The organism is Bradyrhizobium sp. WSM1253 (assembly GCF_000244935.1).
Lineage (GTDB): Bacteria > Pseudomonadota > Alphaproteobacteria > Rhizobiales > Xanthobacteraceae > Bradyrhizobium > Bradyrhizobium canariense.
In genome coordinates this window covers 1,327,420-1,348,890 of record NZ_JH600073.1, presented here as the reverse complement: position 1 = coordinate 1,348,890, position 21,471 = coordinate 1,327,420, and the positions used below count along the sequence as shown (strand labels likewise).

General features: G+C 61.4%; 25 protein-coding genes. 10 read left to right on the top strand and 15 right to left on the bottom strand.

Going from position 1 to position 21,471, the window contains the following annotated elements; genetic code table 11:
• Positions 1 to 159: 159 nt before the first annotated feature.
• From BRA1253DRAFT_RS08305 to BRA1253DRAFT_RS08285, 6 genes are all read right to left on the bottom strand, one after another.
• Positions 160 to 1,125 carry an ABC transporter ATP-binding protein gene (locus BRA1253DRAFT_RS08305; RefSeq protein WP_007593009.1) on the bottom strand — a complete coding sequence of 322 codons (966 nt, stop codon included), beginning with the start codon at positions 1,123 to 1,125 and terminating at the stop codon, positions 160 to 162.
• Complete coding sequence (locus BRA1253DRAFT_RS45125; protein WP_256375796.1) at positions 1,122 to 1,667, bottom strand: ABC transporter ATP-binding protein; 546 nt, start codon at positions 1,665 to 1,667, stop codon at positions 1,122 to 1,124. The genes BRA1253DRAFT_RS08305 and BRA1253DRAFT_RS45125 overlap by 4 nt, the downstream gene beginning before the upstream one ends.
• Positions 1,610 to 2,065, bottom strand: coding sequence for an ATP-binding cassette domain-containing protein (locus BRA1253DRAFT_RS45120; protein WP_256375795.1), 456 nt, complete (start codon positions 2,063 to 2,065; stop codon positions 1,610 to 1,612). The genes BRA1253DRAFT_RS45125 and BRA1253DRAFT_RS45120 overlap by 58 nt, the downstream gene beginning before the upstream one ends.
• Positions 2,066 to 2,098: 33 nt before the next feature.
• Entirely contained in the window at positions 2,099 to 2,959 is an 861-nt protein-coding gene (locus BRA1253DRAFT_RS08295; protein ID WP_007593008.1) for an ABC transporter permease, read from the bottom strand.
• Positions 2,956 to 3,900 (bottom strand): ABC transporter permease, encoded by a 945-nt coding sequence (locus BRA1253DRAFT_RS08290; protein WP_007593006.1) that lies wholly within the window; start codon positions 3,898 to 3,900, stop codon positions 2,956 to 2,958. The genes BRA1253DRAFT_RS08295 and BRA1253DRAFT_RS08290 overlap by 4 nt, the downstream gene beginning before the upstream one ends.
• A gap of 79 nt (positions 3,901 to 3,979) precedes the next feature.
• Positions 3,980 to 5,521, bottom strand: coding sequence for an ABC transporter substrate-binding protein (locus BRA1253DRAFT_RS08285; protein ID WP_007593004.1), 1,542 nt, complete (start codon positions 5,519 to 5,521; stop codon positions 3,980 to 3,982).
• A gap of 318 nt (positions 5,522 to 5,839) precedes the next feature.
• Here BRA1253DRAFT_RS08285 and BRA1253DRAFT_RS08275 point away from each other — a divergent pair, with 318 nt between their 5' ends.
• A complete protein-coding gene (locus BRA1253DRAFT_RS08275; RefSeq protein ID WP_245285887.1) occupies positions 5,840 to 6,718 on the top strand; it encodes a MurR/RpiR family transcriptional regulator in 879 nt (292 codons plus the stop codon).
• 147 nt (positions 6,719 to 6,865) lie between these two features.
• Here the strand turns inward: BRA1253DRAFT_RS08275 and BRA1253DRAFT_RS41280 are convergent, their stop codons facing one another.
• The 4 genes from BRA1253DRAFT_RS41280 to BRA1253DRAFT_RS08265 form a co-directional block, all read right to left on the bottom strand.
• Entirely contained in the window at positions 6,866 to 7,141 is a 276-nt protein-coding gene (locus BRA1253DRAFT_RS41280) for a hypothetical protein (RefSeq protein WP_007593000.1), read from the bottom strand.
• Between the two features lie 165 nt (positions 7,142 to 7,306).
• Positions 7,307 to 7,480, bottom strand: coding sequence for a hypothetical protein (locus tag BRA1253DRAFT_RS44860; protein ID WP_007592998.1), 174 nt, complete (start codon positions 7,478 to 7,480; stop codon positions 7,307 to 7,309).
• A gap of 91 nt (positions 7,481 to 7,571) precedes the next feature.
• The gene (locus tag BRA1253DRAFT_RS45115) at positions 7,572 to 8,108 is read right to left on the bottom strand and encodes a hypothetical protein (RefSeq protein ID WP_245285886.1); all 537 of its coding nucleotides are present in this window, start codon (positions 8,106 to 8,108) and stop codon (positions 7,572 to 7,574) included.
• A gap of 77 nt (positions 8,109 to 8,185) precedes the next feature.
• Positions 8,186 to 8,476 (bottom strand): hypothetical protein, encoded by a 291-nt coding sequence (locus BRA1253DRAFT_RS08265; RefSeq protein WP_157158565.1) that lies wholly within the window; start codon positions 8,474 to 8,476, stop codon positions 8,186 to 8,188.
• A gap of 316 nt (positions 8,477 to 8,792) precedes the next feature.
• Between BRA1253DRAFT_RS08265 and BRA1253DRAFT_RS08255 the strand changes: the two genes are divergently transcribed.
• The 3 genes from BRA1253DRAFT_RS08255 (at position 8,793) to BRA1253DRAFT_RS08245 (ending at position 10,963) form a co-directional block, all read left to right on the top strand.
• Positions 8,793 to 9,311, top strand: coding sequence for a hypothetical protein (locus BRA1253DRAFT_RS08255; protein ID WP_007592992.1), 519 nt, complete (start codon positions 8,793 to 8,795; stop codon positions 9,309 to 9,311).
• A gap of 448 nt (positions 9,312 to 9,759) precedes the next feature.
• The gene (locus tag BRA1253DRAFT_RS44855) at positions 9,760 to 10,035 is read left to right on the top strand and encodes a hypothetical protein (protein ID WP_007592990.1); all 276 of its coding nucleotides are present in this window, start codon (positions 9,760 to 9,762) and stop codon (positions 10,033 to 10,035) included.
• 172 nt (positions 10,036 to 10,207) lie between these two features.
• A complete protein-coding gene (locus BRA1253DRAFT_RS08245) occupies positions 10,208 to 10,963 on the top strand; it encodes an outer membrane protein (protein ID WP_007592988.1) in 756 nt (251 codons plus the stop codon).
• 315 nt (positions 10,964 to 11,278) lie between these two features.
• Here the strand turns inward: BRA1253DRAFT_RS08245 and BRA1253DRAFT_RS08240 are convergent, their stop codons facing one another.
• Entirely contained in the window at positions 11,279 to 11,716 is a 438-nt protein-coding gene (locus BRA1253DRAFT_RS08240) for a hypothetical protein (protein ID WP_245285885.1), read from the bottom strand.
• Positions 11,717 to 12,075: 359 nt separating this feature from the next.
• Between BRA1253DRAFT_RS08240 and BRA1253DRAFT_RS08235 the strand changes: the two genes are divergently transcribed.
• From BRA1253DRAFT_RS08235 to BRA1253DRAFT_RS08220, 4 genes are all read left to right on the top strand, one after another.
• On the top strand, positions 12,076 to 12,921 hold the full coding sequence (locus tag BRA1253DRAFT_RS08235; protein ID WP_007592985.1) for an HD domain-containing protein: 846 nt from the start codon (positions 12,076 to 12,078) through the stop codon (positions 12,919 to 12,921).
• A gap of 83 nt (positions 12,922 to 13,004) precedes the next feature.
• Positions 13,005 to 14,120 (top strand): AI-2E family transporter, encoded by a 1,116-nt coding sequence (locus tag BRA1253DRAFT_RS08230; RefSeq protein ID WP_007592983.1) that lies wholly within the window; start codon positions 13,005 to 13,007, stop codon positions 14,118 to 14,120.
• A gap of 155 nt (positions 14,121 to 14,275) precedes the next feature.
• The gene (locus BRA1253DRAFT_RS08225; RefSeq protein WP_007592982.1) at positions 14,276 to 15,484 is read left to right on the top strand and encodes an acetate/propionate family kinase; all 1,209 of its coding nucleotides are present in this window, start codon (positions 14,276 to 14,278) and stop codon (positions 15,482 to 15,484) included.
• 106 nt (positions 15,485 to 15,590) lie between these two features.
• The gene (locus BRA1253DRAFT_RS08220) at positions 15,591 to 16,049 is read left to right on the top strand and encodes a potassium channel family protein (RefSeq protein ID WP_007592980.1); all 459 of its coding nucleotides are present in this window, start codon (positions 15,591 to 15,593) and stop codon (positions 16,047 to 16,049) included.
• Here the strand turns inward: BRA1253DRAFT_RS08220 and BRA1253DRAFT_RS08215 are convergent.
• Entirely contained in the window at positions 16,027 to 16,710 is a 684-nt protein-coding gene (locus BRA1253DRAFT_RS08215; protein ID WP_007592978.1) for a helix-turn-helix domain-containing protein, read from the bottom strand. The two genes, BRA1253DRAFT_RS08220 and BRA1253DRAFT_RS08215, sit on opposite strands and share 23 nt — an antisense overlap.
• A gap of 318 nt (positions 16,711 to 17,028) precedes the next feature.
• Between BRA1253DRAFT_RS08215 and BRA1253DRAFT_RS08210 the strand changes: the two genes are divergently transcribed.
• Entirely contained in the window at positions 17,029 to 17,652 is a 624-nt protein-coding gene (locus BRA1253DRAFT_RS08210; RefSeq protein ID WP_007592977.1) for a response regulator transcription factor, read from the top strand.
• A 197-nt stretch (positions 17,653 to 17,849) separates the two neighbouring features.
• On the top strand, positions 17,850 to 18,224 hold the full coding sequence (locus BRA1253DRAFT_RS08205) for a response regulator (RefSeq protein ID WP_007592975.1): 375 nt from the start codon (positions 17,850 to 17,852) through the stop codon (positions 18,222 to 18,224).
• Positions 18,225 to 18,236: 12 nt separating this feature from the next.
• Here BRA1253DRAFT_RS08205 and BRA1253DRAFT_RS08200 read toward each other — a convergent pair whose 3' ends face one another.
• The 3 genes from BRA1253DRAFT_RS08200 to aspT are packed head-to-tail and all read right to left on the bottom strand — an operon-like array spanning position 18,237 to position 21,463.
• On the bottom strand, positions 18,237 to 18,848 hold the full coding sequence (locus BRA1253DRAFT_RS08200) for an invasion associated locus B family protein (protein WP_007592974.1): 612 nt from the start codon (positions 18,846 to 18,848) through the stop codon (positions 18,237 to 18,239).
• A gap of 27 nt (positions 18,849 to 18,875) precedes the next feature.
• Positions 18,876 to 19,718, bottom strand: a complete 843-nt coding sequence (locus tag BRA1253DRAFT_RS08195; protein WP_245286076.1) for a S9 family peptidase — start codon at positions 19,716 to 19,718, stop codon at positions 18,876 to 18,878.
• Between the two features lie 56 nt (positions 19,719 to 19,774).
• A complete protein-coding gene (gene aspT, locus BRA1253DRAFT_RS08190) occupies positions 19,775 to 21,463 on the bottom strand; it encodes an aspartate-alanine antiporter (protein WP_007592970.1) in 1,689 nt (562 codons plus the stop codon).
• Positions 21,464 to 21,471 lie beyond the last annotated feature (8 nt).

Genomic DNA, 21,471 nt, shown 5'->3' with positions numbered 1-21,471 from the left:
CGCGATTAACATCGCAGTGCAACAGGCGTCAGGCTTCCCGAATTTGCACCCGCCAGCCGCATGGCGGTCGCGGACTGCCGCCGTGTGAAGGGATCGCTCGAATAGAGGAGAAATCAATCGTAGGCATTGCGTGATTTCGCCGCGCGCGGCACTCGCTGGTTATACGTTGTGGCAGGCGATCGTCCGACCGTCCGCACCGACAGATCGAAGTTGTGGCACATCGACGAGACAGCGATCGCTGGCCATTGGACAGCGGGGCGCATATGCACAGCCGTGCGGTCGCGTGAAGAGGCTTGGCGGTTCACCCATTTCGATCGCGCCCTGGATCCGTTCCGATGGATCGGGCTTCGGAATTGCCGCCACCAACGCGCGCGTATAGGGGTGGAGCGGATGATCCAGGACCGTCCGCGTCCCGGCCTGCTCCACGATCCGGCCCATATACATGACAGCAACGCGGCTGCTGATCTGTCCGATCACGCCAAGGTCGTGCGAGATGAAGAGCATCGACAGTCTCAATTGGTCACGCAGATCCATCATCAGGTTGAGCACTTGCGCCTGCACGGAAACGTCGAGGGCCGAGACCGGCTCGTCGGCGACGATGATGGACGGCGTGGGAAGAATGGCGCGCGCGATTCCGACCCGTTGCCGTTGCCCGCCACTCAGTTCGTAAGGATAGCGAGCGGCGAAAGACGGGTTCAACCCGACGGCCGTCAAGGTGGCGGCTATGGCCGCGCTGCGCTCGGCGCGGCTCTTGAAGATGCCGCTGATGTCGGCCGCCTCCGCCACCGAATCTCCAATTGCGCGCCGCGGGTTGAGCGATGCATTGGGGTCCTGGAAAACCATCCGGACGTTCAGACGCATCTCGCGCAGGCCGGAGCGGCCGGCTCCGATCAATTCGGTTCCCTTCAAATTGATGTTGCCGCTGTCGGGCTGGACCAGCCCGACGAGGGTTCGGCCTAGCGTGGTCTTGCCGCAGCCGGATTCGCCCACGATCCCGAGGACCTCGCCTTCCGCCAGCGACAGCGATACACCATCCACCGCCTGCACCCGGTATTTCCGACCGGCTCGCCTGGCACTGAACGAGACCATCATGTCCCGGACGTCGAGGATGACATTGCCGCTCATGGCAGCCCCCCGCCGGCCAGCGGAAATGCGCAGAGCACCTCGTGTTCTTGGGAGACCTCCAGGCGAGGCGGGGTCGCCACGCGGCACTCATCGCGCACCGCTGCGCAACGCAAGGCAAACACGCAGCCGGCAGCGACCGTACCTGGCAGCGGCGGCTGACCAGAAATGGTTGGCAGCCGGCGCGCGCCGGAATTTCGCGACGGCATGCAATCCATCAATCCGCGGGTGTAATGATGACGGGGTGCGCCGAACAGCGCATCGACTGAAGCGGTTTCCACGATCCGACCGGCGTACATGACAGCGACGCGATCGGCGAGCTGCGCAATGACTCCCATGTCGTGGGTGATGAACAATATCGCCATATCCAGCCGATTGCAGAGCTCGCGCAAGAGCCCGAGAATCTGAACCTGTATGGTGACATCGAGCGCGGTGGTCGGTTCATCGGCGACCAGCACCTGTGGCCTGCAGGCCAGCGCAATCGCGATCATGACCCGCTGGCGTTGGCCTCCGGACAACTGATGCGGATACGCGGACAGCTGCATTTTGGGTCGGGCATACGTACCAGTTCGAGCAGTTCGCGCGCACGGACCAGCGCCGCCGCGCCCGAAATTCCCTCATGCACGCGCACGGCTTCGGCGATCTGATCGCCGATCCGACGAACAGGGTTGAGTGAGGTCATCGGCTCCTGAAAGATCATTGCCATGCGGCCGTGGCCCGCTTCGACACGTTGCCAGGGCTGCAGCTGCGTTACGTCGCAGCCCTCCAACAGGACCCGCCCGGCGCGAACCCGGGGACCGGGCTGCGGCAGCAATCCCATGACCGCAAGCGAGGTCATGCTCTTTCCGCAACCGGACTCGCCGACGAGACCAAGGATCTCGCCCTTGGCCAAGCCGAAGGACACGCCCGCGACGATGTCGACCGGCGAGGTTTCCGGCCCCACTGACACCGTAAGGTCGCAAACTGTCAGCACGGCCTAACCCTTCTCACCAAAGACCTGACGGAATCGCGGATCGAGTCGATCGCGCAATGCATCGCCGACCAGGTTCAGAGAAAACGCCGTCGCCACGATCATCATGCCCGGAAAGAAGAGCAGCCACGGAGCGCGCGTGATGAAGGTCCGCGATTCCGCCAGCATATTGCCCCAGCTCGGAATGTCCGGCGGGGCGCCGAGGCCCAGGAAATCGAGTGAAGCCGCGCCGAGCTGCGCGAACGCGAAGACGAAGCTGGCCTGCACGAGAAGTGGTGAGACCAGGTTCGGCAAGATGTGCCGACTGATGAGCCATGCCGCTCCGGCGCCCATGCTGCGCGACGCCTCGACATAGGTTTCCGCGCGCAAGCGCAGTGTCAGTCCGTAGACGATCCGGGTCGTCGTCGTCATGTAGCCGATCCCGATGGCCAGGATGACGGTGGCCACACTCGGGCTCAAGATGACAATCAGGCCGAGTGCGAGAAGCAGAGTCGGGAAGGCCATGAGCACGTCGACCATGCGCATCAGCAGGTGACCCAGCCGCGGGAACAGAGCGGAAAGTACGCCGGCCGGAACGCCGGTCGCGAGAGCGAAGACGACCACGCCCGAGCCGATCAGAAGTGCCATGCGTGCTGAATGAATGGTGCGCGACAGGGTATCCCGGCCGAATTGGTCGGTGCCGAACCAGTGGGTCACGTTCGGGGGCGTCAGGCGGATCAGCGGATCGATGGCATACGGATCGTAAGGCGACAGCCAGGGTGCGAAGATCGCGGCGAGCACGGTCGCCAGAAGGACCCCGAGCCCGGCCAGCGCGATCGGACGGGCGATGAACGGCTTGAGCCACAAAATCACGCTGTTGCTGCTCATTGAAGTTCAACCCGCGGATCGAGCAGACGATAGCTCAGATCGACGATCAAATTGATCAGGAGATAAACCACCACGATGACCAGGATGACGCCCTGGATCACAGGGTAGTCTCGACGAAGGATCGACTGAACGACGAGGCGGCCGATGCCGGGCAGGGCAAAGACGGTTTCGGTCACCACCGCTTCGGACAACAGTGCGGCGAAGGTGAAGCCGAAGGCCGAGACGACCGCCAGCAGTGCATTACGCCAGATGTGACGACGCACGACCTGCCACGGCCTAATTCCCTTTGCACGCGCCGTGCGCACGTAGTCCTCCCGGGAGACGTCGAGCATGCTGGCGCGCGTCAGCCGCAGGATCAAAGCGGCATTCGGAGCCGCAAGCGCCAGGCTGGGGAGGACGAGATAGCGGAGATTGACGACACCGCCTTCGAAGATCGACGGATAACCGGAGCTCGGAAACCAGCCGAGCCAAGCGGCGAAGATCAGGATCAGATAGAGCCCGACCCAGAACGTGGGTATCGAGGCCATCAGCATCGCCCCACCGGACAATCCCTGGTCGAGCCACGTGCCGTGCCGGACCGCCGCAATCATGCCGATCGGCACGCCGATGACCGCAACCCAGATCATCGTCATGGTGGCGAGCAAGATGCTGGTCTCGGCGCCATCGGCAATCACCGACAGCACGGGCGCCTGGAAGAAGATCGACCGCCCGAGATCGCCCTCGAGCACATGGCCGGCCCAAGTGAGATATTGCAGGATGATCGGCTGGTCGAGACCGAGCTGGTGTCGCAAGGCGTCGATCTGGTCGGGCGTCGCGGTGTCACCGAGCAGAACATAGATCGGGTCACCCGGCACGATATGGATGAATGCGAAGATGATGATGGACGCTGCCAGCAGCGTCACCGCCGTCGTTCCTGCGCGCTTGAATGCGTAAGACCACATGTGATTGGGCGCCTGGTCAGCGGCAACGATGCGCGCCGGCGCCGGCGCTCGACAGTCCTCGCGGCCTCATTGTCCGTCCTTATTTCGTGGACACATTCCAGAACACGGGACCGTTTGGATTGAGCCCCTTGAGCTTGGGAGACGCAATGTCATAGGTGTAGGCATCGCCTACTTTCATCACCGGTACCTGCTCATAGATCAGCGACTGGATCTTGTCCCATGTCGACTTGCGCGCAGCTGGATCGGTCGTGTTGATCGACTCTGCCCGAAGCGAGCCGATCTCGGGGCTGTCCCACCAGCCGGGATAGCTCGCATTCAGGAACGTGAGCAGCAGCGGGTCGGGCGCGAAGGAATGGTGGGTGACGAAGATGTCCCACTGTTCCGGCTGGCCGCGCATCTTCAGAAGGGTCGCCCAATCGACGACCATCATCTGAACATTGATGCCGGCGTCGGCCAGCTGGCGGGTGAAGACAGAGGCTTCATCATAGTGTGCCTGGTAGTTCGTCGAGACCAGCAGGCGGATCGGCGTCCCCGTGTAGTCCGCCTCCTTTGCGAGCTCCTTGGCCTTCTTCGGATCGTGCGCACTGTAATTGGAGGCGCCTTCGGTCGAGTACCAGGGTGTGCCGTTTGGAAAGATCGATCCTTCGGCATTCCACAGGTCCTTGGGACCGAAGGCGACGCGCAATGCCTGCGACTTGTCCAGCGCGGTCTGGATGGCGCGGCGGAGCTTGTAATTGTCCTTCAGGATTCCCTGCTTCGAGTTCATGAAGAAAAGGCCGAAGATCGGCGCGTTGGTACGCTGCACCTGAACCGATGGATCTTTGCTCAGGGACTCGTACAGATCGCCGGAGATCATTTCCGCGTAGTCGTAGTCGCCCGCCTGCACGCCGCTCACGCGCGTGCCGACGTCAGGCACCGGAATGAACCGGATCTTGTCGAAGCTCGCAACGCGGGCGCCGGCGAAGCCGTCCCCCTTTTCCTTGACTGGCTTGTAGCCCTCGAACCTCTCCACCTCGACATAGCGGTTCGGCCGCCACTCCACGAACTTGTAGGGTCCGGTGCCGATATAGTCCTTTTGCTCGATCGGCCGGTTTCCCGCTTTGGCGGCTATGTCTTCCGGATAGATCGCAAGGCCGCCATTGACGTCCGCAATGAGAGCCTTCCAGGCGCCGTTCGGCGCGGACAATTTCAGCGTGACTTCATACTTTCCGGTCGCCTCGACCGAGGTAGCCGCCGCCATCAGGAGCTTGCCACGCGCACCGAAACTGCCCCATCGCGTCATCGAGGCGACCACGTCCTTGGCGGTCATCTCCTTGCCGTTGTGGAAGAGGACACCTTCGCGGAGCTTGATGACGATGGTCCGACCGCCGTCTTCCGTGCGATCGCTCTCGGCCAGCATCGGACGCGGCGTATAGGTCGAGTCCAGGGCATACAGGGTCTCGAAGATGTGGCGGCCGATGACCGATGCGACGTCGGCTGTCGTCAGCATGACATCGAGCGGCGGCGGTTCTCCGATGGTGGCTTCGCGGAGCAGGGTGGCGGCATTGGCCTGCGCAATCAAAAACGACGCAGTGGCCAGCCCCATGACGCCACGCATCAAGACACTTGGACCGTATCTCATGATCGCCCTCCCGCCTTGTTGAACCGCCTGCTTCCCGGTGCAGGGGATGTGCCTTTCAGCTGTTGGGCTGATGGCACGCTATTGGTTGTTCGAAAGTTACATACACAATTTGACAATTATCAAGCGGAAAATGCTGTTCTTGATGGGGCATGCCGATATACGTTTGGTCGATGCTGAAGGTTTCTTACGGCAGCTTCTTGCCAAGGGCGCAGGTTGATCTGACCTGGGGAAGGGCGGGCAATGGCGCGTGCAAAGCGAAATCATCCGGCGAGAGCCGTTGGTACAGCGATCTCGAAGCCGTCGGGCGACGACAATGTCGTGGCCGGCGACATCATCTCCCTCATCAGGCAAAGCGCTCCAAGCCTCAGCCCCTCGGAGCAACGCGTTGCCACGGTGCTGCTGGCCGATATGGAGTTTGCCGTTCACGCCAGCAATTCCGAGTTGGCCCGTCGGGCGCGCGTCAGCGAGCCGACGGTAACCCGGTTCAGCCGCTCCGTCGGTTGTCGGGGCGTCCGCGACCTCAAGGTGAGGTTGGCTCAAGCAATGGCGGTCGGACGGATTTACGTTGAGCTTCCCCCGCATGTCGGGACCGATCTGGCGCGCCCCGCGCTCTGGCGGTCGGTGTTTCAGGAAATTCGCCGTGCAATTGCCGCCGCCGAGGAAGGACTTCGCAAGGAAGACATCGAGAGGGCTGCCGAAGCTATCTCGCGCTGTTCGAAGCTTGCCGCGTTCGGGGTTGGGGGCGGTTCCACTCTTGCGGCGGCGGAGGTTCAGAACCGGTTCTTTCGTCTTGGGATTGCCGTCTCGCATGCCTCCGATCCGAGCTTGATGCGGATGATCGCCGCGACCCTCGGACGGGATGATGTCGTCGTTGCTATCTCGACCACCGGTGCAGCGAACGCGGTGATCGAGGCAGCCAGTATCGCCAAGCAATACGGCGCCTTGGTCGTCGCAATTACCAAGCTGCAAAGCAGGCTGGCCTCGATCGGCGATATTGTGCTCGGCGTGCACGTGCCGGAAGCGCCCGACGCGCTCAAGCCGACGGCGTCGCGCTATGCATTTCTCGCCACCATCGATCTGCTCGCAGCGTCAACCGCCTATTGCAAGCCGCTCGAAGCCCAGGCACGCATGCGGCGGATCAAATACGAGTTGCTGAAGGGAAGCGACGGGGACGCCAAAGGGCCGCTGGGAGACTGAAAAATCTCCCAGTGGCCCGACGAGGATTTGTTCGGTGCATCGCCGCTCGCATGTGGCAACGTCCATCGCGCTCCGAAACCTGAACAGTACATGCTGCAGAAAAATCGTCCGGCAGGATACGATGTTCAGAGCCGGCTACGACGGCTATCAGCGGCAGACGTAGCTGCCATTGACCAGAACGCGGACACATCCCGTACCGACAGCGGCTGCACCAACTGCTGCGCCGCCGACGACCGCGCGCCTGGTGGTGCGCCGTGCTACGCCGGCGACTGATACGGGCGTCAAGGGCCGCCCGACCCGTGCTTCAGCCCGGCCGAGCGAGAGCGAAAGGCCTTCGTCCACCGACCAGTCCATCGAGCCGGACACTCCGAGGGCGACCACGGCAACTGCGAGTGATAATTTTGTGACCAAACCAAGCTTCATAATAGTCTCCGCCTGTGAGAGTGAATTTGGACGCTCCATGGACTGGGGCTCGGACCATTGATCAAGATCAAGGAACCGTCGAAATCGTAAGCTGGTAACCGAAGGCGAACCACCAGAACGATTCAGTCGGGTTCGGGTACATGCGTCACCCTTTTCGCCTCGTTTTTACTTCTGTATGCAGAGCGGCCTCAGTGTCTCGTCGCTGCTGCGCGCTTTCGCGTATTCCATCAGCGCCGTCCGGGCTGCTTCGCAACGCTCTGCGCTTGAAAATTCTTGTGTCGATATGACGGCGCCATTCGCGACGCCGAGCCAGCTGATGACGACCAGAACATAGGTCACGGTATCCTCCCCCTCAGCCGTCGATCTCCTGAGCTCAGATTAGCGCGACAGGCGGCTTAATGAGCGCCGCCCATCGCGCCATCATCAAGCTCTATTGGCACACGTACATGATGCCATCGCCGCCCTTCACCAACGAGCCTGGGACGCAACCGATGCCGTTGCGCGCCGCATAGTCGGTCCAGCCGCTATAGCCATAGCTCCACGGTCCGCCGAAGTAATAGGCTCGCACGGCGTACCAGGGCAGACCCTCGTTAGTGTAGTAGTGTCCGCGATAATAGGGAGTGACGTACAACCTCGTCGCCGCTTGCGCCTTGTCGAGCCCCAGCGAAACTCCGCCTTGATCGGTCCAGCCGATGGACAGCGTCGTGCCGCATACGAGCGCGGCGACGGCAACGGCAATCTTCCTTGCGCTTATCGACTTCATGGACGTTCTCCAAAAATGAACTTCAACGCCACCACACCAACGCAGCACCAGGGCGGCGGCTTGCTTTAGATCAAGGGATTCAACAAATCGCATCTGCTTCGTCTTCGATTTTACCGGGTCAAGTTCAGATCGAGTTAAGGGAATCTGGATGACGACGCTTTGACGTCCGACGAGTGCAGCCCGCCGGGTCGCATCGGAAAGCATGCTGTCACGTGGTGCACCGGCTCTCTCCATACTTGAGCCATGTATGCAATCGTGCGAACGCTTCTCGCTGGAATGCGTCAGGCAGTCGGTGACAAGCTCCGAGGCGGTATGACGCGTTTGGATCTACTTTTCATCATTTCTGCCGTTTGGTTCGCAGGCTCGTGTTGCGCCGCGACCAATTTGTTGAAGGCGAAGAATAACCGGGCGGTGATGCCGCCTTTCAATTGGTGCTCATCAGGAAGCATCTCGGCGGCCAGCCGTGACCAGCTTCTTGCCTCGGCCATCCAGACCGTTTGGTTTGCCGGATCCTGGCTTGCAAGCTGCCGGCAAAGTGCTGCGCGCGAACTCAGCTCGAATTGACTCATCATCGGCCCTCCCTGCCAGAAGCTCGATGTACACGGTGAGAATTCTGCGTTGCGTGCCACACCTCTGCAATTGCCCTTCCGGTCATTGTACCAAGGGGCAGGTCACGGCCACTGACCAAGCCGTGCGATACTATGCGAGGCCGTGTTGCGATAGTTCAATTCGTTGATCTGGCTCAAGCGAAGCCGCGTTCGGACGCGGTGAATATTCGCCTGCTGCAGCGTGCGTGCGCTTACCGACGAAGCGCCGCCATGCCCCAGCAAGTGCTTCACCAGGGGCGCGCCGCGGCAGAAGCGGCGGCTCGATTTAGGCAGCCATGCCATGCAGGTTGCATTGCTTCGCCAATTCTGCCGCCGTGGCCCGTTGCTTGCCCGGCGAAGATCTGCGGCGGCAATGGCGCCGACAATGCCCATCTCACGATATCTGCTCTATGTCGGCAGTACGTTGCTCGCGATGCTCTTTGTTGTGGACGCACTGGTGCCGGATCGGCCCGCCATCCACGGTGGAGCTGCGCGCTCCGCGACCATCCGCATCCATTCCGATTGGAAATTACCCGAGCGGGTCGTTCTCGACACTAGCCTGCCGACGATTGTCGCAACCGACATCGCCAGGGTCGAGCTTGGTATCCTGCCCGGCGCCGACGTCTCACAGAGGCGCGCTCGCGAGGCCTTTGCTCAGCTAGGAGCCCCCGATGCCGAACGACCGCCAGCGCGTCCGTCGACAAAGGCGGATGTGAAGCCGCAGCGCCAAAACAAAAGTGCGAGGAGGCACATCGAAAAAAATATCCGGCTCGTCGCGCGGCCGCCGCAATACGGCTGGTTCGGCAACCAGGTTTGGTGAGCGTCTCCTATCGTCGCATCTTCGGAGTGGGGCGCCCGCCATTGATACTATCAACGAGTGCACGTCGAGGCATTGCCCAATCAAACGTCCTTGAAGATCGGGAGTAACTGACATGAGTGAAACGTCAAGGTCTGAGCGAATCGATCGTCGCCGGGCTCTTTCGTTGCTCGGATGGGCCGCGGTACTCGGATTGGCGACCTCCGGAACGTTCCTGTTCGGAGCAGAAGCGCCGGCGCAGACGATCGGCATGGAGCGACGCCAGGAGAGGCGCGGAGCCCGCCACGAGCGGCGTCAGGAACGGCGCGCGGGCCGGACTGAACGCCGTCAGGAAAGGCGTACAGGGCGCACGGAGCGCCGTGAAGAGCGGCGCAATTAGGACGCCGACATGACCTCACCGATTATCGTTCGCCGGCAGATGTCTGCTTGATCGCGATCCGGAAGCTGGCGGATGCCGCAGACCTGGTACGTAACATTCGAGGTGCACAAGCGTGGGACCTTGCCGAAGCGGCGAAGTCCACGGGAGACACGCACATTCGAGAGCGAAGCCGAGGCGCGGGCTTTCGCGCGAGCGAAGTTCAATGAGGGATTGATCGTGTTTGCAGGCACGCTCAATCCCTTTTTGCCGCGACGGCTGATTCCCTCGAGCGATATCCCGTCCTGGATAGAGCAAGACCGAGGCGACGAGGTTGCCGGCCACGATGCCAAGCGCGACCCGGAGAAATAGGCAGCATGTCTTGGTGCTCATGCCGATGTCGCGTCGAAATGTCTTGAGTGTTGCCATTATGGCACGTGGAGTTTGTGGCGTCGCCCGTAGAGTTTCAGCTGGAAGTTGGGGGATGATTGCAGTGCAACAAGCCGCCGATCGGGCAATCAAAAGCGGCCGGCAAGGAGAGAGCATGATGAAAAGACTTCTACTAGCAACCGTTGGTCTGGTGGCGCTGTGCACGGCGGGGACCGCCATGGCTGCCGATATGGCCGTAAAGGCGCCTCCACCGGCACCGATCATTCCGATCTACAATTGGACGGGGTTCTACATCGGCGGCAATGGTGGCTGGGCGCAGAACCACAACTGCGTCGATTTCCTTGACGCGGCTGGAGTCGCCGTCGCCTCTGGCTGCCGCGATCGTTCCGGTGGTGTCATCGGTGGCCAGCTCGGTTATCGCTGGCAGGCCAGCCAGTGGGTGTTTGGTCTGGAGGCTCAGGGCGATTGGGCGGATCTCAGCAACCAGCGCGTCAGCCTGTTCAATCCGGCGCTCTCCACGCGCGCCAAAACGAGCGCCATCGGCCTCTTCACCGGCCAGATCGGCTACGCCTGGAATGCGTCACTGTTCTACGTGAAGGGTGGCGCTGCGGTAACAGACAATCGTCTCAGCGTGCTTGATACTGCGTCCGGCGCCGAGCTCGCGGCGCAAAGCGCAACCCGCTGGGGTGGTGTCATTGGTGTCGGATACGAGTATGGCTTCACCCCGAACTGGTCGGTGGGGCTCGAATACGACCATCTGTTCATGGGGCATCGGAATAATTCGTTCACGGCCGCCGATCCGCGCCTTGCCGCTTTTGTAAACGACCGGATCACCCAGGACGTGGATATGCTCACCGTGCGCTTCAACTACCGCTTCGGAGGGGCCAACCCGGTCGTCGCGAGGTACTGAACTCTCCCGGTCTGATGTCTTCAGGGGGCCGGCAGTCATGTCGGCCCTCATTTTTGTGGTCTCATCGTGCAAGCCAGTCAGCGTCTGCCGGCGCGATCGACCGGACCGCCGCGGTTGGTCGGAGTGCCGGACCGCACTGCTTCTCGTGCGGCAGCGCGCGCGACGGGACGCACTCCCAAGACGACGCCCGGTCTTGCAACGCAATGCGCGGGCTAGTCCACATATTGGCAATATACGGCCGCGTTGGCGCTTTCAGGACTCGCGAAGACGAGCCCGGGCACCAAGAGCGCGTGCTCAGGAAAATCCGGGGCAGATCTACCAGCCGGAATAGTAGCTCCGCCTCGCATAGTAGCCGCCATAACCGCCATAGCTACCGTAGGCGCTGTAGGCACTGGGCGGACAATATTCATAGCCGTATCCTCCGCCGTAAGAGGAGTATCCGCCGCCGTAGGAAGGATATGCACCATAGTAGCCGGAGCTTGCGATCGCGCCACCCACGACAGCGCCCGCAACCACCGCGCCGGCGCCCCAGCCACGGTAGCCTCGATATCCGTAACCTCTGTAGCCATATCCGGCGCCGCGATAGCCCAAACCACGATAGCCCAATCCCGCTCCGCGGTAGCCTCCGCCCCATCCGCCGCGATAACCCCAGCCTCCGTAGCGCACTTTCACCACGTCATTATCGAGCGTGGCTCTCATGGCGCCGACGTTGGTCGGCAAGGGCGCTGCTTCGCTTCCGGCTACAGAAATCATGGTGGTCGCGACAGTAAGAATTGCTGGAAATGCTCCTTTGATGAACCTCATCATATCCTCCACGGGTTTAAATCTCGACTGACCGGCGAGAGAAGAATTCCGTCACGCCGGCGGCACGACCGCGCACATGAAATGTTTGCGGTCGTTACCGGCTTGGCCTTGATTTGAATCAACGAGCGAGCTTGGAGGCCGTGAGCGGCTCCGGCCGGTCACGGGCCCGCTTGCCCGAGGCGCGGCGCCAGATGGATCGTCCTTAGGTCGCAGAGCGCGGCGGGCTTGAAGAACCTGCGAATATAGCGAACATTAATCGCAACGGCTCGATCTGCATATCGTCGACACTTGCATAGTGGAGCGGCCTGATGATCACAGTTCCGGAACTGGTGTCGCAAGCTCTGGGCGCGTTTCTGACGACGGAAACCAAGGACCGGTTCGGCGCCTCGCATGCCGGCCTGACCGAATTGCTTCCATTTGCAGCCAAGCTCACGATGGAGTGCATCGGCAACAGCGATGCTCTCTATCACAACATCGAGCATACGTTGCTCGTGACCCTTGCCGGGCACGATATCCTGACAGGCCGCGCGCTGCTCCGGCCCACCACGGCAAACGACTATGCGAATTTCATTCTGGCGTGCCTTGCCCACGACATCGGATACGTCCGCGGCGTCGTTCAGGGCGATGAGGACGATCTGTTCATCGCGGACGTCACCGGCAACACGGTTCGTCTGCCGCGAGGATCGTCCGATGCGGCTCTCGCGCCATACCATGTCGATCGGTCGAAACTGTTCGTGCTGGAACGGTTGGATTCCGTCGAGCAGGTGGATGCCGATCGGGTCGCTCGGGCGATCGAAGATACCCGGTTTCCTTACACGATGTCTTCGAATGACAGCCTCATTGAAGAGGAGGGATTGCTGTTGCGGGCCGCCGATCTCATCGCTCAGCTCGGCGATCCCAACTATCTGAAGAAGTCCAACGCGCTGTTCTACGAGTTCGAGGAGATCGGCCTCAACAAGACCTTGGGCTACGCGACGCCAGCGGACATCGTTTACAAATATCCACAATTCTATTGGAGTAACGTAGCTCCCCAGATCCAACCGGCGATACGTTATCTGAACGTGACGTCTCGAGGCCGGCAATGGATAGCGAGTCTCTACGGCAACGTATTTCGGGCCGAGCGTGAGCTGACTCTCTCCGGACCGCAGCCCTAGACCGGACCACAGCCCTAGAAGAGGCTCGACGCTTGATCTGGATCAAGCGTGCGGCGTGAGAGCAGGGGCTAGTTCGCCTCAGCATGCGCGGCATGACTGAAGGCGCGTCCGTGAAAACACTCCGTCAGATATTCTCTGGAGACGAGATCATCCAGCTTTTGATCCGGCTCGGATTGCTCGGGCTGCTGCTCGTCTGGGCGCTCCTCCTGGTCCGTCCATTCATCCCCATATTGGCCTGGAGTGTCGTGCTTGCTGCTGCGCTGAACCCGGTTTTTCGGCGCCTCAGCGACATTCTCGGTGGGCGGCCGAAGCTTGCGGCGACGATCCTCACGCTCGTCAACCTGGCTGTGGTGATCGGACCGGCGACCTGGCTGGGCATGGGCGCGGTCGACGGGATCACCGATCTGGCCGCCCAGGTGACGGCCGGTGAATTGCATGTGCCTTCGCCGCCGCAGTCGCTCAAGGAGTGGCCAGTCATCGGGCCTCAGCTCTTCGATCTCTGGGATCAGGCGACGACCAACCTCCGGTCGCTCTTGCGCGCGGTCGTGCCCTATTTGAAGCCATTCGCGACCACCTTGCTTGGGTTTGCCGGCAATGCCGGTGTGGGAACGGTCAAGTTTCTGCTGTCGGTGGCGGTGGCCGGCGTGCTGTTTCCGTATGGACCTCAGCTCGTGGCCGCAGGGCGCAGCTTTCTGTCGCGCATCGTGCCGGACCAAAGCGAGCATTTTCTGGACTTGGCGGGAGCCACGATCCGTGCGGTGGCTCAAGGCGTGATCGGCGTTGCTATCATCCAAGCCTTGCTGGCGGGAATAGGTTTCAAGCTCGCCGGCATCGCCAGCGCGGGCCTTCTTGCCTTCGTGGTGCTGTTGCTGTCGATCGTGCAGATCGGCGGGACCATCGTCATCCTGCCGGTTATCATCTGGATCTGGACCGACAAGGAATTTCCGATCGCGCTCCTGCTGACGGTGTTTCTCGTGATCGTGTCGGTGCTCGACAATATCCTGAAACCGCTTGTCATGGGCCGCGGCCTGACCACGCCGGCGCTCGTGATCCTGATCGGGGTGATCGGAGGAACCCTCTTCCATGGGATCATCGGCCTCTTCATCGGACCTATCATTCTATCTGTGGTCTGGGAGCTGACGGTGGCCTGGATTCGTACCGAACGTGCTGTGCCGGCGAAACTGGCGATCGAGCGTTGACGCATATCAATTCGACTGAGCCTTTCAGGCAAAGCGATACGACAACGAGGTCGGAACGTGGTGGTGGAAATATCTGGCCCGCCTGGTCCCCTTGCTGTGGCCGCCGGTATTGATGCAGGACTTCGGCATGCTCCAACGAGTGCGACGTGAGCGCCATGGATACCATTCTTGTTATCAATGCCGGCTCTTCCCACCTCAGATTCCGTATTTATTCGGTCGAAGGAGAAGGAAGCCTACGGCAGCAGATCAAGGGGCGGATCGACGGGATCGGACGTTGCCCGCGACTGCAGGCGAGCAGCGCCGGTGGCGATCCGCTTGCCAATCGCGCCTATCCGATCGAAGCAGTGCGGGATATTCCGGCCGCACTGAACATTGCAGGCGCCTGGTTGCGGGATGAGCTTCATATCAGCCCCATCGCTGTCGGGCACCGCGTCGTTCACGGCGGTGCGGAGCATGACCGGCCGGTCCTGATTGATCAGGGGATGCTGGCTCGCCTGGAAGGACTGACGGCGTTGGCGCCGCTTCATCTACCGCACAATCTGGCGCCCATTCGAGCGATCCTGGCTGACTTCCCGACGCTTCCGCAGGTCGCCTGCTTCGAGACCGCATTTCATCGAACACATGCTGCGGTGGCCGACCACGACGCGATCCCTCGTGGGCTTCATGCAGAGGGCGTACCGCGCTATGGATTTCATGGCCTTTCCTACGAATACATCGCGAAGACCTTGCTGAGGGTTGCGCCGGAAATCGCGATGGGACGCGTGATCGTCGCGCATCTCGAGAGCGGGGCATCAATGTGCGCGCTCGATGGAGGGCGGAGCGTCGAAAGCACCATGGGCTTCACCGCGGTTGACGAACTGCCGATGGAAGCGCGACCAGGGCAGATCGACGCGGGAGTTGTGCTTTATCTCATTTCGGAGAAGGGAATGGCAGCATCCAGAGTGCAGGAGCTTCTCCAGGGAGATTGCGGGCTGAACGGCCTCTCGGGCCTCAGCTGCGATATGCGTCAGCTCGAGGCAAGTAAAGACGTCAACGCGAAATTTGCGATCGACTATTTCGTTCACTGGGTCAGCCTTAACGCTGGTATGCTCGCAGCTGCGTTGCAGGGGCTCGATGCGTTCGTCTTCACCGCCGGGATCGGCGAAAGCTCCGCGTCGATCCGTTTGCGTGTGGCGGAGCGGCTCGCATGGCTCGGTGTCAAGCTTGATGTGGCGCAGAACGCGCGGCAATCGCAGTTGATATCGTCTGCCGCGAGCCGCATTCCGGTTTACGTCTTGCCGTCCGACGTGGATCTTATGATCGCGAGACACACGTTGGCGCTGCTAATGAACAGCAGCTCGACAGCATCAAAGGGGGCGTCGTGATCGGTTCCCCTTGATCGGGGTTGCGGTCAAGCGTCAACGGGGTCCCGTGGTCGGCGCTTGCGGAATCATCGGACGGCTTCTTCGATGTCGGCACCAGGAGTGCGTATTGGCGGTTCAATTCCTGCTCGGTACCTTGATCAGCGTGATCAACATCATGATTCACGCGCTGGTGACCGTTGCGGCCATCGACATCGCCCGTACCGCCGGATTGAAGCATACGGCGCGGCCGCGGTCGCACCTGATGGCCGTGATGGTCATCACTGCTGTCATTTTGATGGTCGCGCACGTCCTCGAGGTTCTCATTTGGGCGCTCGCCTATGCGGCGGTCGGCGCGGCGCCTCCGGGAAGCGATCTGCTATATTTCACCTTCGTGAACTACACCACGCTCGGCTATGGGGACATCACGCCCGTGGCGGGCTGGCGGCTGACCGGACCTATGACCGCCATGAACGGCATCCTGATGTTTGGTTGGTCGACCGCGGTTCTTTTCGAGGTCCTGCGCAAGACGGTTGAACATCTCGCGGCGATTGCGGCGCCTAAGTCTAGTTCTGGAGATCGAGGCTAGCGAGCTTCAGCCGGTCCAGCAGCACGATCTGGCGCTGGGTATTTCCGACGAAGCCGAGGATACCGAGTTCATGCAACCGCGATAATGCGCGGGAGACGGTTTCCAGCGTTAATCCGAGATAGTCGGCGATATCGCGCCGCGACATCGGCAGCGCCATGATCCCGGCGGCTGTCAGCCGCTTGTCCATCTCGATCAGGAAGGCTGCGACCCGCTCCAGCGACGTCTTGCGGCCGAGCAGCAGCATGTGGTCTTCCGCATGCTGAAGGTTGGTCGTGGTCATGCTCAGCAGGTTGCGAGCCACCACGGCGTCGTCCTGCGCGACCAGCTCGAGACTTTGGCGCCTCACCAGGCGAACCGTGGTATCGACGATCGCTTCCGTCGTGAACCTGTGCGCACTGCCGTTTTCCAGCCCGAAGATGTCGCCCGCAAGATGAAATGCGCCGATCTGGCGGCGGCCGTCCGACAGCAGCTTGTAGCTCCGCACAGCGCCGTTCTTCACCTGATAGACGTACTCTGCGGGCTCCTTTTCGCCGTAGACTTCGGAGCCCTTCTTATAGGTAAACTCGTTTAAACTGATGATCGGGTTTGAATCGGTGTTTAACCCTAGCTCGCGGAGCGAATGAAGCCGCGAGGAGGCGTCGGCAGCGGTGCGAACGAACATGGCCAACTCCCGAACTGATGGTGACGCGGTATTTCCATCGCGGGAATAAGGAGCCGCCGAAAATCCGCTTCCCGCGAAGGTTGTTTAGGCGATAATTGGGGTTTTCAACCATTGTCTGTAGGTGCATTGTACCAAGGTACAGGAGGGGTTCGATGCGCTGACTGAGAACCCGTCAGAGTGTCTGTCAGATGGTGCGGCAATATGCCGAAAACGGACGCTTCGTTCCCGATTGCAGCATCCCAATTGGGCTGCTTTGCTTAGGCATCAACGGCACGTCTGGTCTTTCTGCATTTGAAGTACCCATCGAGGGGAAAAAACTTGTCCGGCTTCGTATATGTCGTGGACGACGACGCATCCTTTCGGATGGCGATTCAGCGTCGGCTCAAACTGGCTGGGTATGAAGTTGTGACCTACGCGTCTGCCCAGCAGCTGCTGGATGATCCGCCAGGGGCCGACCATCCGGGATGTATCTTGCTCGATGTGCAGCTTCCGGGCCTGAGCGGGCCGGAGTTGCAAGCCTCGCTCGTCCAATGCCATTCGCCGCTGCCCATCGTCTTTCTGACCGGACATGCGGATACCGCGACGACGGTCCGTGCAATCAAGGCCGGCGCAGAGGATTTTCTGACCAAGCCGGTGTCGTCGGAACAGTTGATCGATGCGATTGAGCGGGCAATGGCTCAACAGGAGGTGGCGCGGAGCCAACAAAGCAAGCTCGATTCGGTACGTTCTCGCTTGAGGTCTCTATCGCGACGCGAGCGACAGGTCTTCGACCTGATCGTGCGCGGGAAGATCAACAAGCAGATCGCCTACGAGCTTGGAACGACCGAACGCACGGTGAAGGCGCACCGCCACCAAGTGATGACAAAGATGCAGGTACTATCGTTTGCCGAATTGGTGTCCGCTGCCGAGCGGCTCGGCCTGCTGGATTCGGCAAAGGTGTGACGCAGTCCGGTTTTCGTGCGCTTCGTCAGGTCTGCGATCAGACCTGTACGATGGGACAATATGAAATGTTATTGACATAATTCGCCCTGGGCCGCCTACATACCGGCGTCGTTAGCCGTCGGATTAGCGCAGGAACCTTTGCCGCGTAGCGTCGTTGCGACGCGAGTGCCAGGTTTCCAATCAGAAAGACGGGCCCATTGTTTGCACGTAAGCCGATTTACGTCGTGGATGATGATTTATCGATGCGCCGAAGCTTGGAGCGGTTGCTTCGAAAGCATGGGTTTGAAGCGGTTGCTTTTGATTCCGCCGCTGCGCTGCTTCGTTATGGCTGCATCGAAGAGGCGTGCTGCATCGTTCTGGATATCAATCTGAACGGAGAGTCGGGTATCTCACTCCGCGGCAGGCTCGCGAGCGAGTGTGCCAGTGTCCCGATCATCTATATTACCGGCAACGACTGCCAGGCAAATCAGGCTGCCGCGATTCAGTCCGGGTGCGCCGCCTATCTGGCCAAGCCCTTTGCAGCAAGCGCACTCATCGACTCCATTGAACGCGCCTGCGCCGAGCATGGCTGAAGCCGCCGCTGCTCACTCGTCGATGTCCTGCTCCAGAGTCTGTGCGGGCGCGCCGTTGTGAGCCGAGCCGAACTGTGCCAGCGGCAACGATGTCGTCAGAGACAGAAGGTTGGAATCGGTGACCTCGAGCACCAGAGTCTTGCCGGCTTCCATGTCCTCGATGAACCTGGGATCGGCGGCGTCTGCGGCGATACAGGTATTGGTCAGGCACCAGGTGTAGGGCAACGATCTGGAAGTTCCCTGATCGACGGTCAGCTTGGCAGGCCGTTGCAGATACATCCCGACGGGGACAAACACTTGCAGCCGGGCAGTGCGGTCGCCGTCGCGCTCGATCAGGTCCACGCGCACCGCCATCTGGCCCGTTGCAAACTTGCCGGTGATCGAGGTCCGGCACAGCATCGGCGCACCGCCGGGCTTGACGCAAAGCTTCCGCCAGTCGCTATAGGTGATGTCCTTGGCTTCGCGCTGTCCGCGAGGCGCGATTTCGGCGGACTTTGCCTCTGGAGCCGGCTTGGGCGCGACTGCATTCTGCGCCGAAGCTGGTCCGGCAAGAGCCGCCGCGAACAATATCGACACGCAGACGAGCGCACGCCCAGACGAAAGCACTGAAGTTGTGTCAATCATGTTCTGCCTCCACGTCAGCCTCTGCGGCTATTTCTGCGCGTCAAGAAATCGTTCGACGAGCGGTGACCACATCGGGATCGTGTCGGGCGAGCCGATGAAGAAATGTCCTTCGCTGCCGAAGGGCGGCATCAGATGATATTCGGCCCTGCCGCCGGCCGCGGTGAAGGCCTCATGCATGCGCTTCGATAGGGCAGGGCCGAAGAACGTGTCGTTCTCGATATAGAACCACAGCATTGGCACCCGCGACGTCCGGCCGAAATCGGCGGTCGCTTCGACCAGCTTGTCCGGTGCGCAATTGTTATTGGGTTTGCCATCGACGCGGCCGCCGCGTCCTGCGGCGAAGGTGATGATCGCCTTGACCTGCGGAGGATTTGCGCTGGAGAGCGCAATGGAAGCCCAGCCGCCTGCGGACTGTCCGATGACGATCACGTCCTTCGGCAGAACGCGTTTCTCGGCCACCATGTAGTCGATGATCCAGAGATCGACCTGTGCCACCGCACGCCCGGCGTCGTGGAAGTTCGGATTGGTGCAGCTTCCGACCTTGGAGAAGAAGGGCCCGTAAAGACCGTGCTCGGGAATATCGATGGCGGCCGCGCCGTAGCCGGTTCCGACCGGCGCTACGACGAAATAGCCGCGGCTGGCGAACCACTTCGCGGCATTGCGGAATTCCACCAGCGGGAAAAAGCTTCGGTCGACCGCTTTGAGCGAGACGCCATGGTTCATGATCGCCAGCGGGAAGGGGCCATCGCCGACCGGCCGCACCACATAGGCAAACATCGGCAGCGGGAGCGGCAGGGCCCAGACCTCTTCCTGGATCCGAACATTGTCGTCGGCGCGCACAGGGGCAAGAAAGCAGGCCAGGATGCTCAGTGCTCCCGCCAGGTAGGTCACTGTTGAAGCATGCCGCAAATTCACGTGCGCCTCCTTCAACCGGCGAAAGTGCTGGCCACGATGATCGGGCCAAGCACAGTCAGCACAACGTTGCCGACCGCGTAGGGCACAGCGACCCCAAGCACCGGCGTTTGGCTTTCTGCAACTTCGCAGGCCCCGGTCACCGCGGCGTCGACAGTCATGGCGCCGGCCAGCGCGCCGCAAATGATGACCGGGTTCATGCGGAGCACGCGATGGGCAAACAGGGTCGTCACGATCAGCGGTACCAGCGTGACGACCAGGCCCATGCCGACCAGCAGCATGCCGTGCGACTGGATCGCGACCCAGGCCGCGTGGCCGTTGCCGAGCCCGATCGCGGCGATAAAGCCGCCGAGCCCGAGGTCGCTCAGCGTTTGCTGCGCGGCGGGCGGCATTGCACCCATCGTCGGCCGGCGCGAGCGCAGCCAGCCGCAGAAAAGTCCCGCTATCAAGGCACCGCCGCCGCCGCCCAGAGTCAGAGGCACTGAACCGATCTTGACGCTCGCGAGGCCGGCGAGCAGACCTATGGCAATGCCTGCGGCAAGGAATGCGATGTCGGTGCGGTCTTCGGAGCTCAGGATCTGTCCAACCTGCGAGGCGGCGCGCTCGATGTTGCGGGTGCTGCCGACCAGCGTCATGACATCACCGACATAGACGCGGGTGTCCGCGCTCAACGGGACCTCGCGTCCCATCCGCGTCAGGGTGCGCAGGAACACGCCGCGCGCGGCGTCGCCGACGCGTTCAGCCATGTCCTTGACGGAGCGGCCATGGAGCTTGCGATTGTCGACGAGGACGTCGACCACGTTGCCTGGAAGCGCCTTCAGGATCTCGTCGGCGTCGATTTCTGTGCCAACAATCGGCTTTGCAGCGACGATGGCGGCGGTGCGGCCCGCGATAACGATGTCGTCGTTCGCTTCAAGAACGGTGTCGCGATGCGGTTCGACGTCAGCGCCCTGGCGCACGATCCGCTCGATCACGCTGCGGCTGCCGATCTGGTCTTCGACGGCGCCGACGGTCCGTCCCGCCGCTGCCGACACCCGGTACGCGCGCGCCTGGAACTTTCGATAATGCAGATTTTCGGTCTGCGGCGGGTTGCCACCCGACAGCTCCGCCTCGAGCTTTGCAGCTTCCGCTTTCAAATCGATCCGCATCAATTTCGGCGCGACGAACGGCACGTACAGGAGCGTGAGGATATAGCCGAGCACGTAGGTGACGGCGTAGCCGGCCGCGATATTGGCGTCCTGCTGCTGCAGCAACTCTTTGGGGAGTCCGAGCTGAGCTAGTGCGCCAGATGCGGTGCCGATGACCGACGATTGTGTCAGGGCTCCCGCAGCAAGACCGGAAGCGGTGCCGGGACCGAGCGCGAACACATGGGCAAATACGAGAACGATGACGAGGCCGGTGCCGCCAAGCACGAGTGCGAGCGCAACCTGCGCCAGGGTCCGGATGCTCAACGAGGCAAAGAACTCGGGTCCGGACCGGTAGCCGATCGTGAACACGAACAGGCTGAAGAGGATGACCCTGAGCAAGGACGGAAACGTGAAGGTGCCAAGCTGCCCGATCAGGACGGCAACGATGAGCGTGCAGGCCGTGGTGCCGATCGAAAAACCGCGGATTCTGACGCGGCCAAGAATGGTGCCCAGCGCAACCGACAGCAGCAGGAAAATTTCCGGGGCGGCGGAGATGATCCATCTGACCGTGCTCATGGCGCATG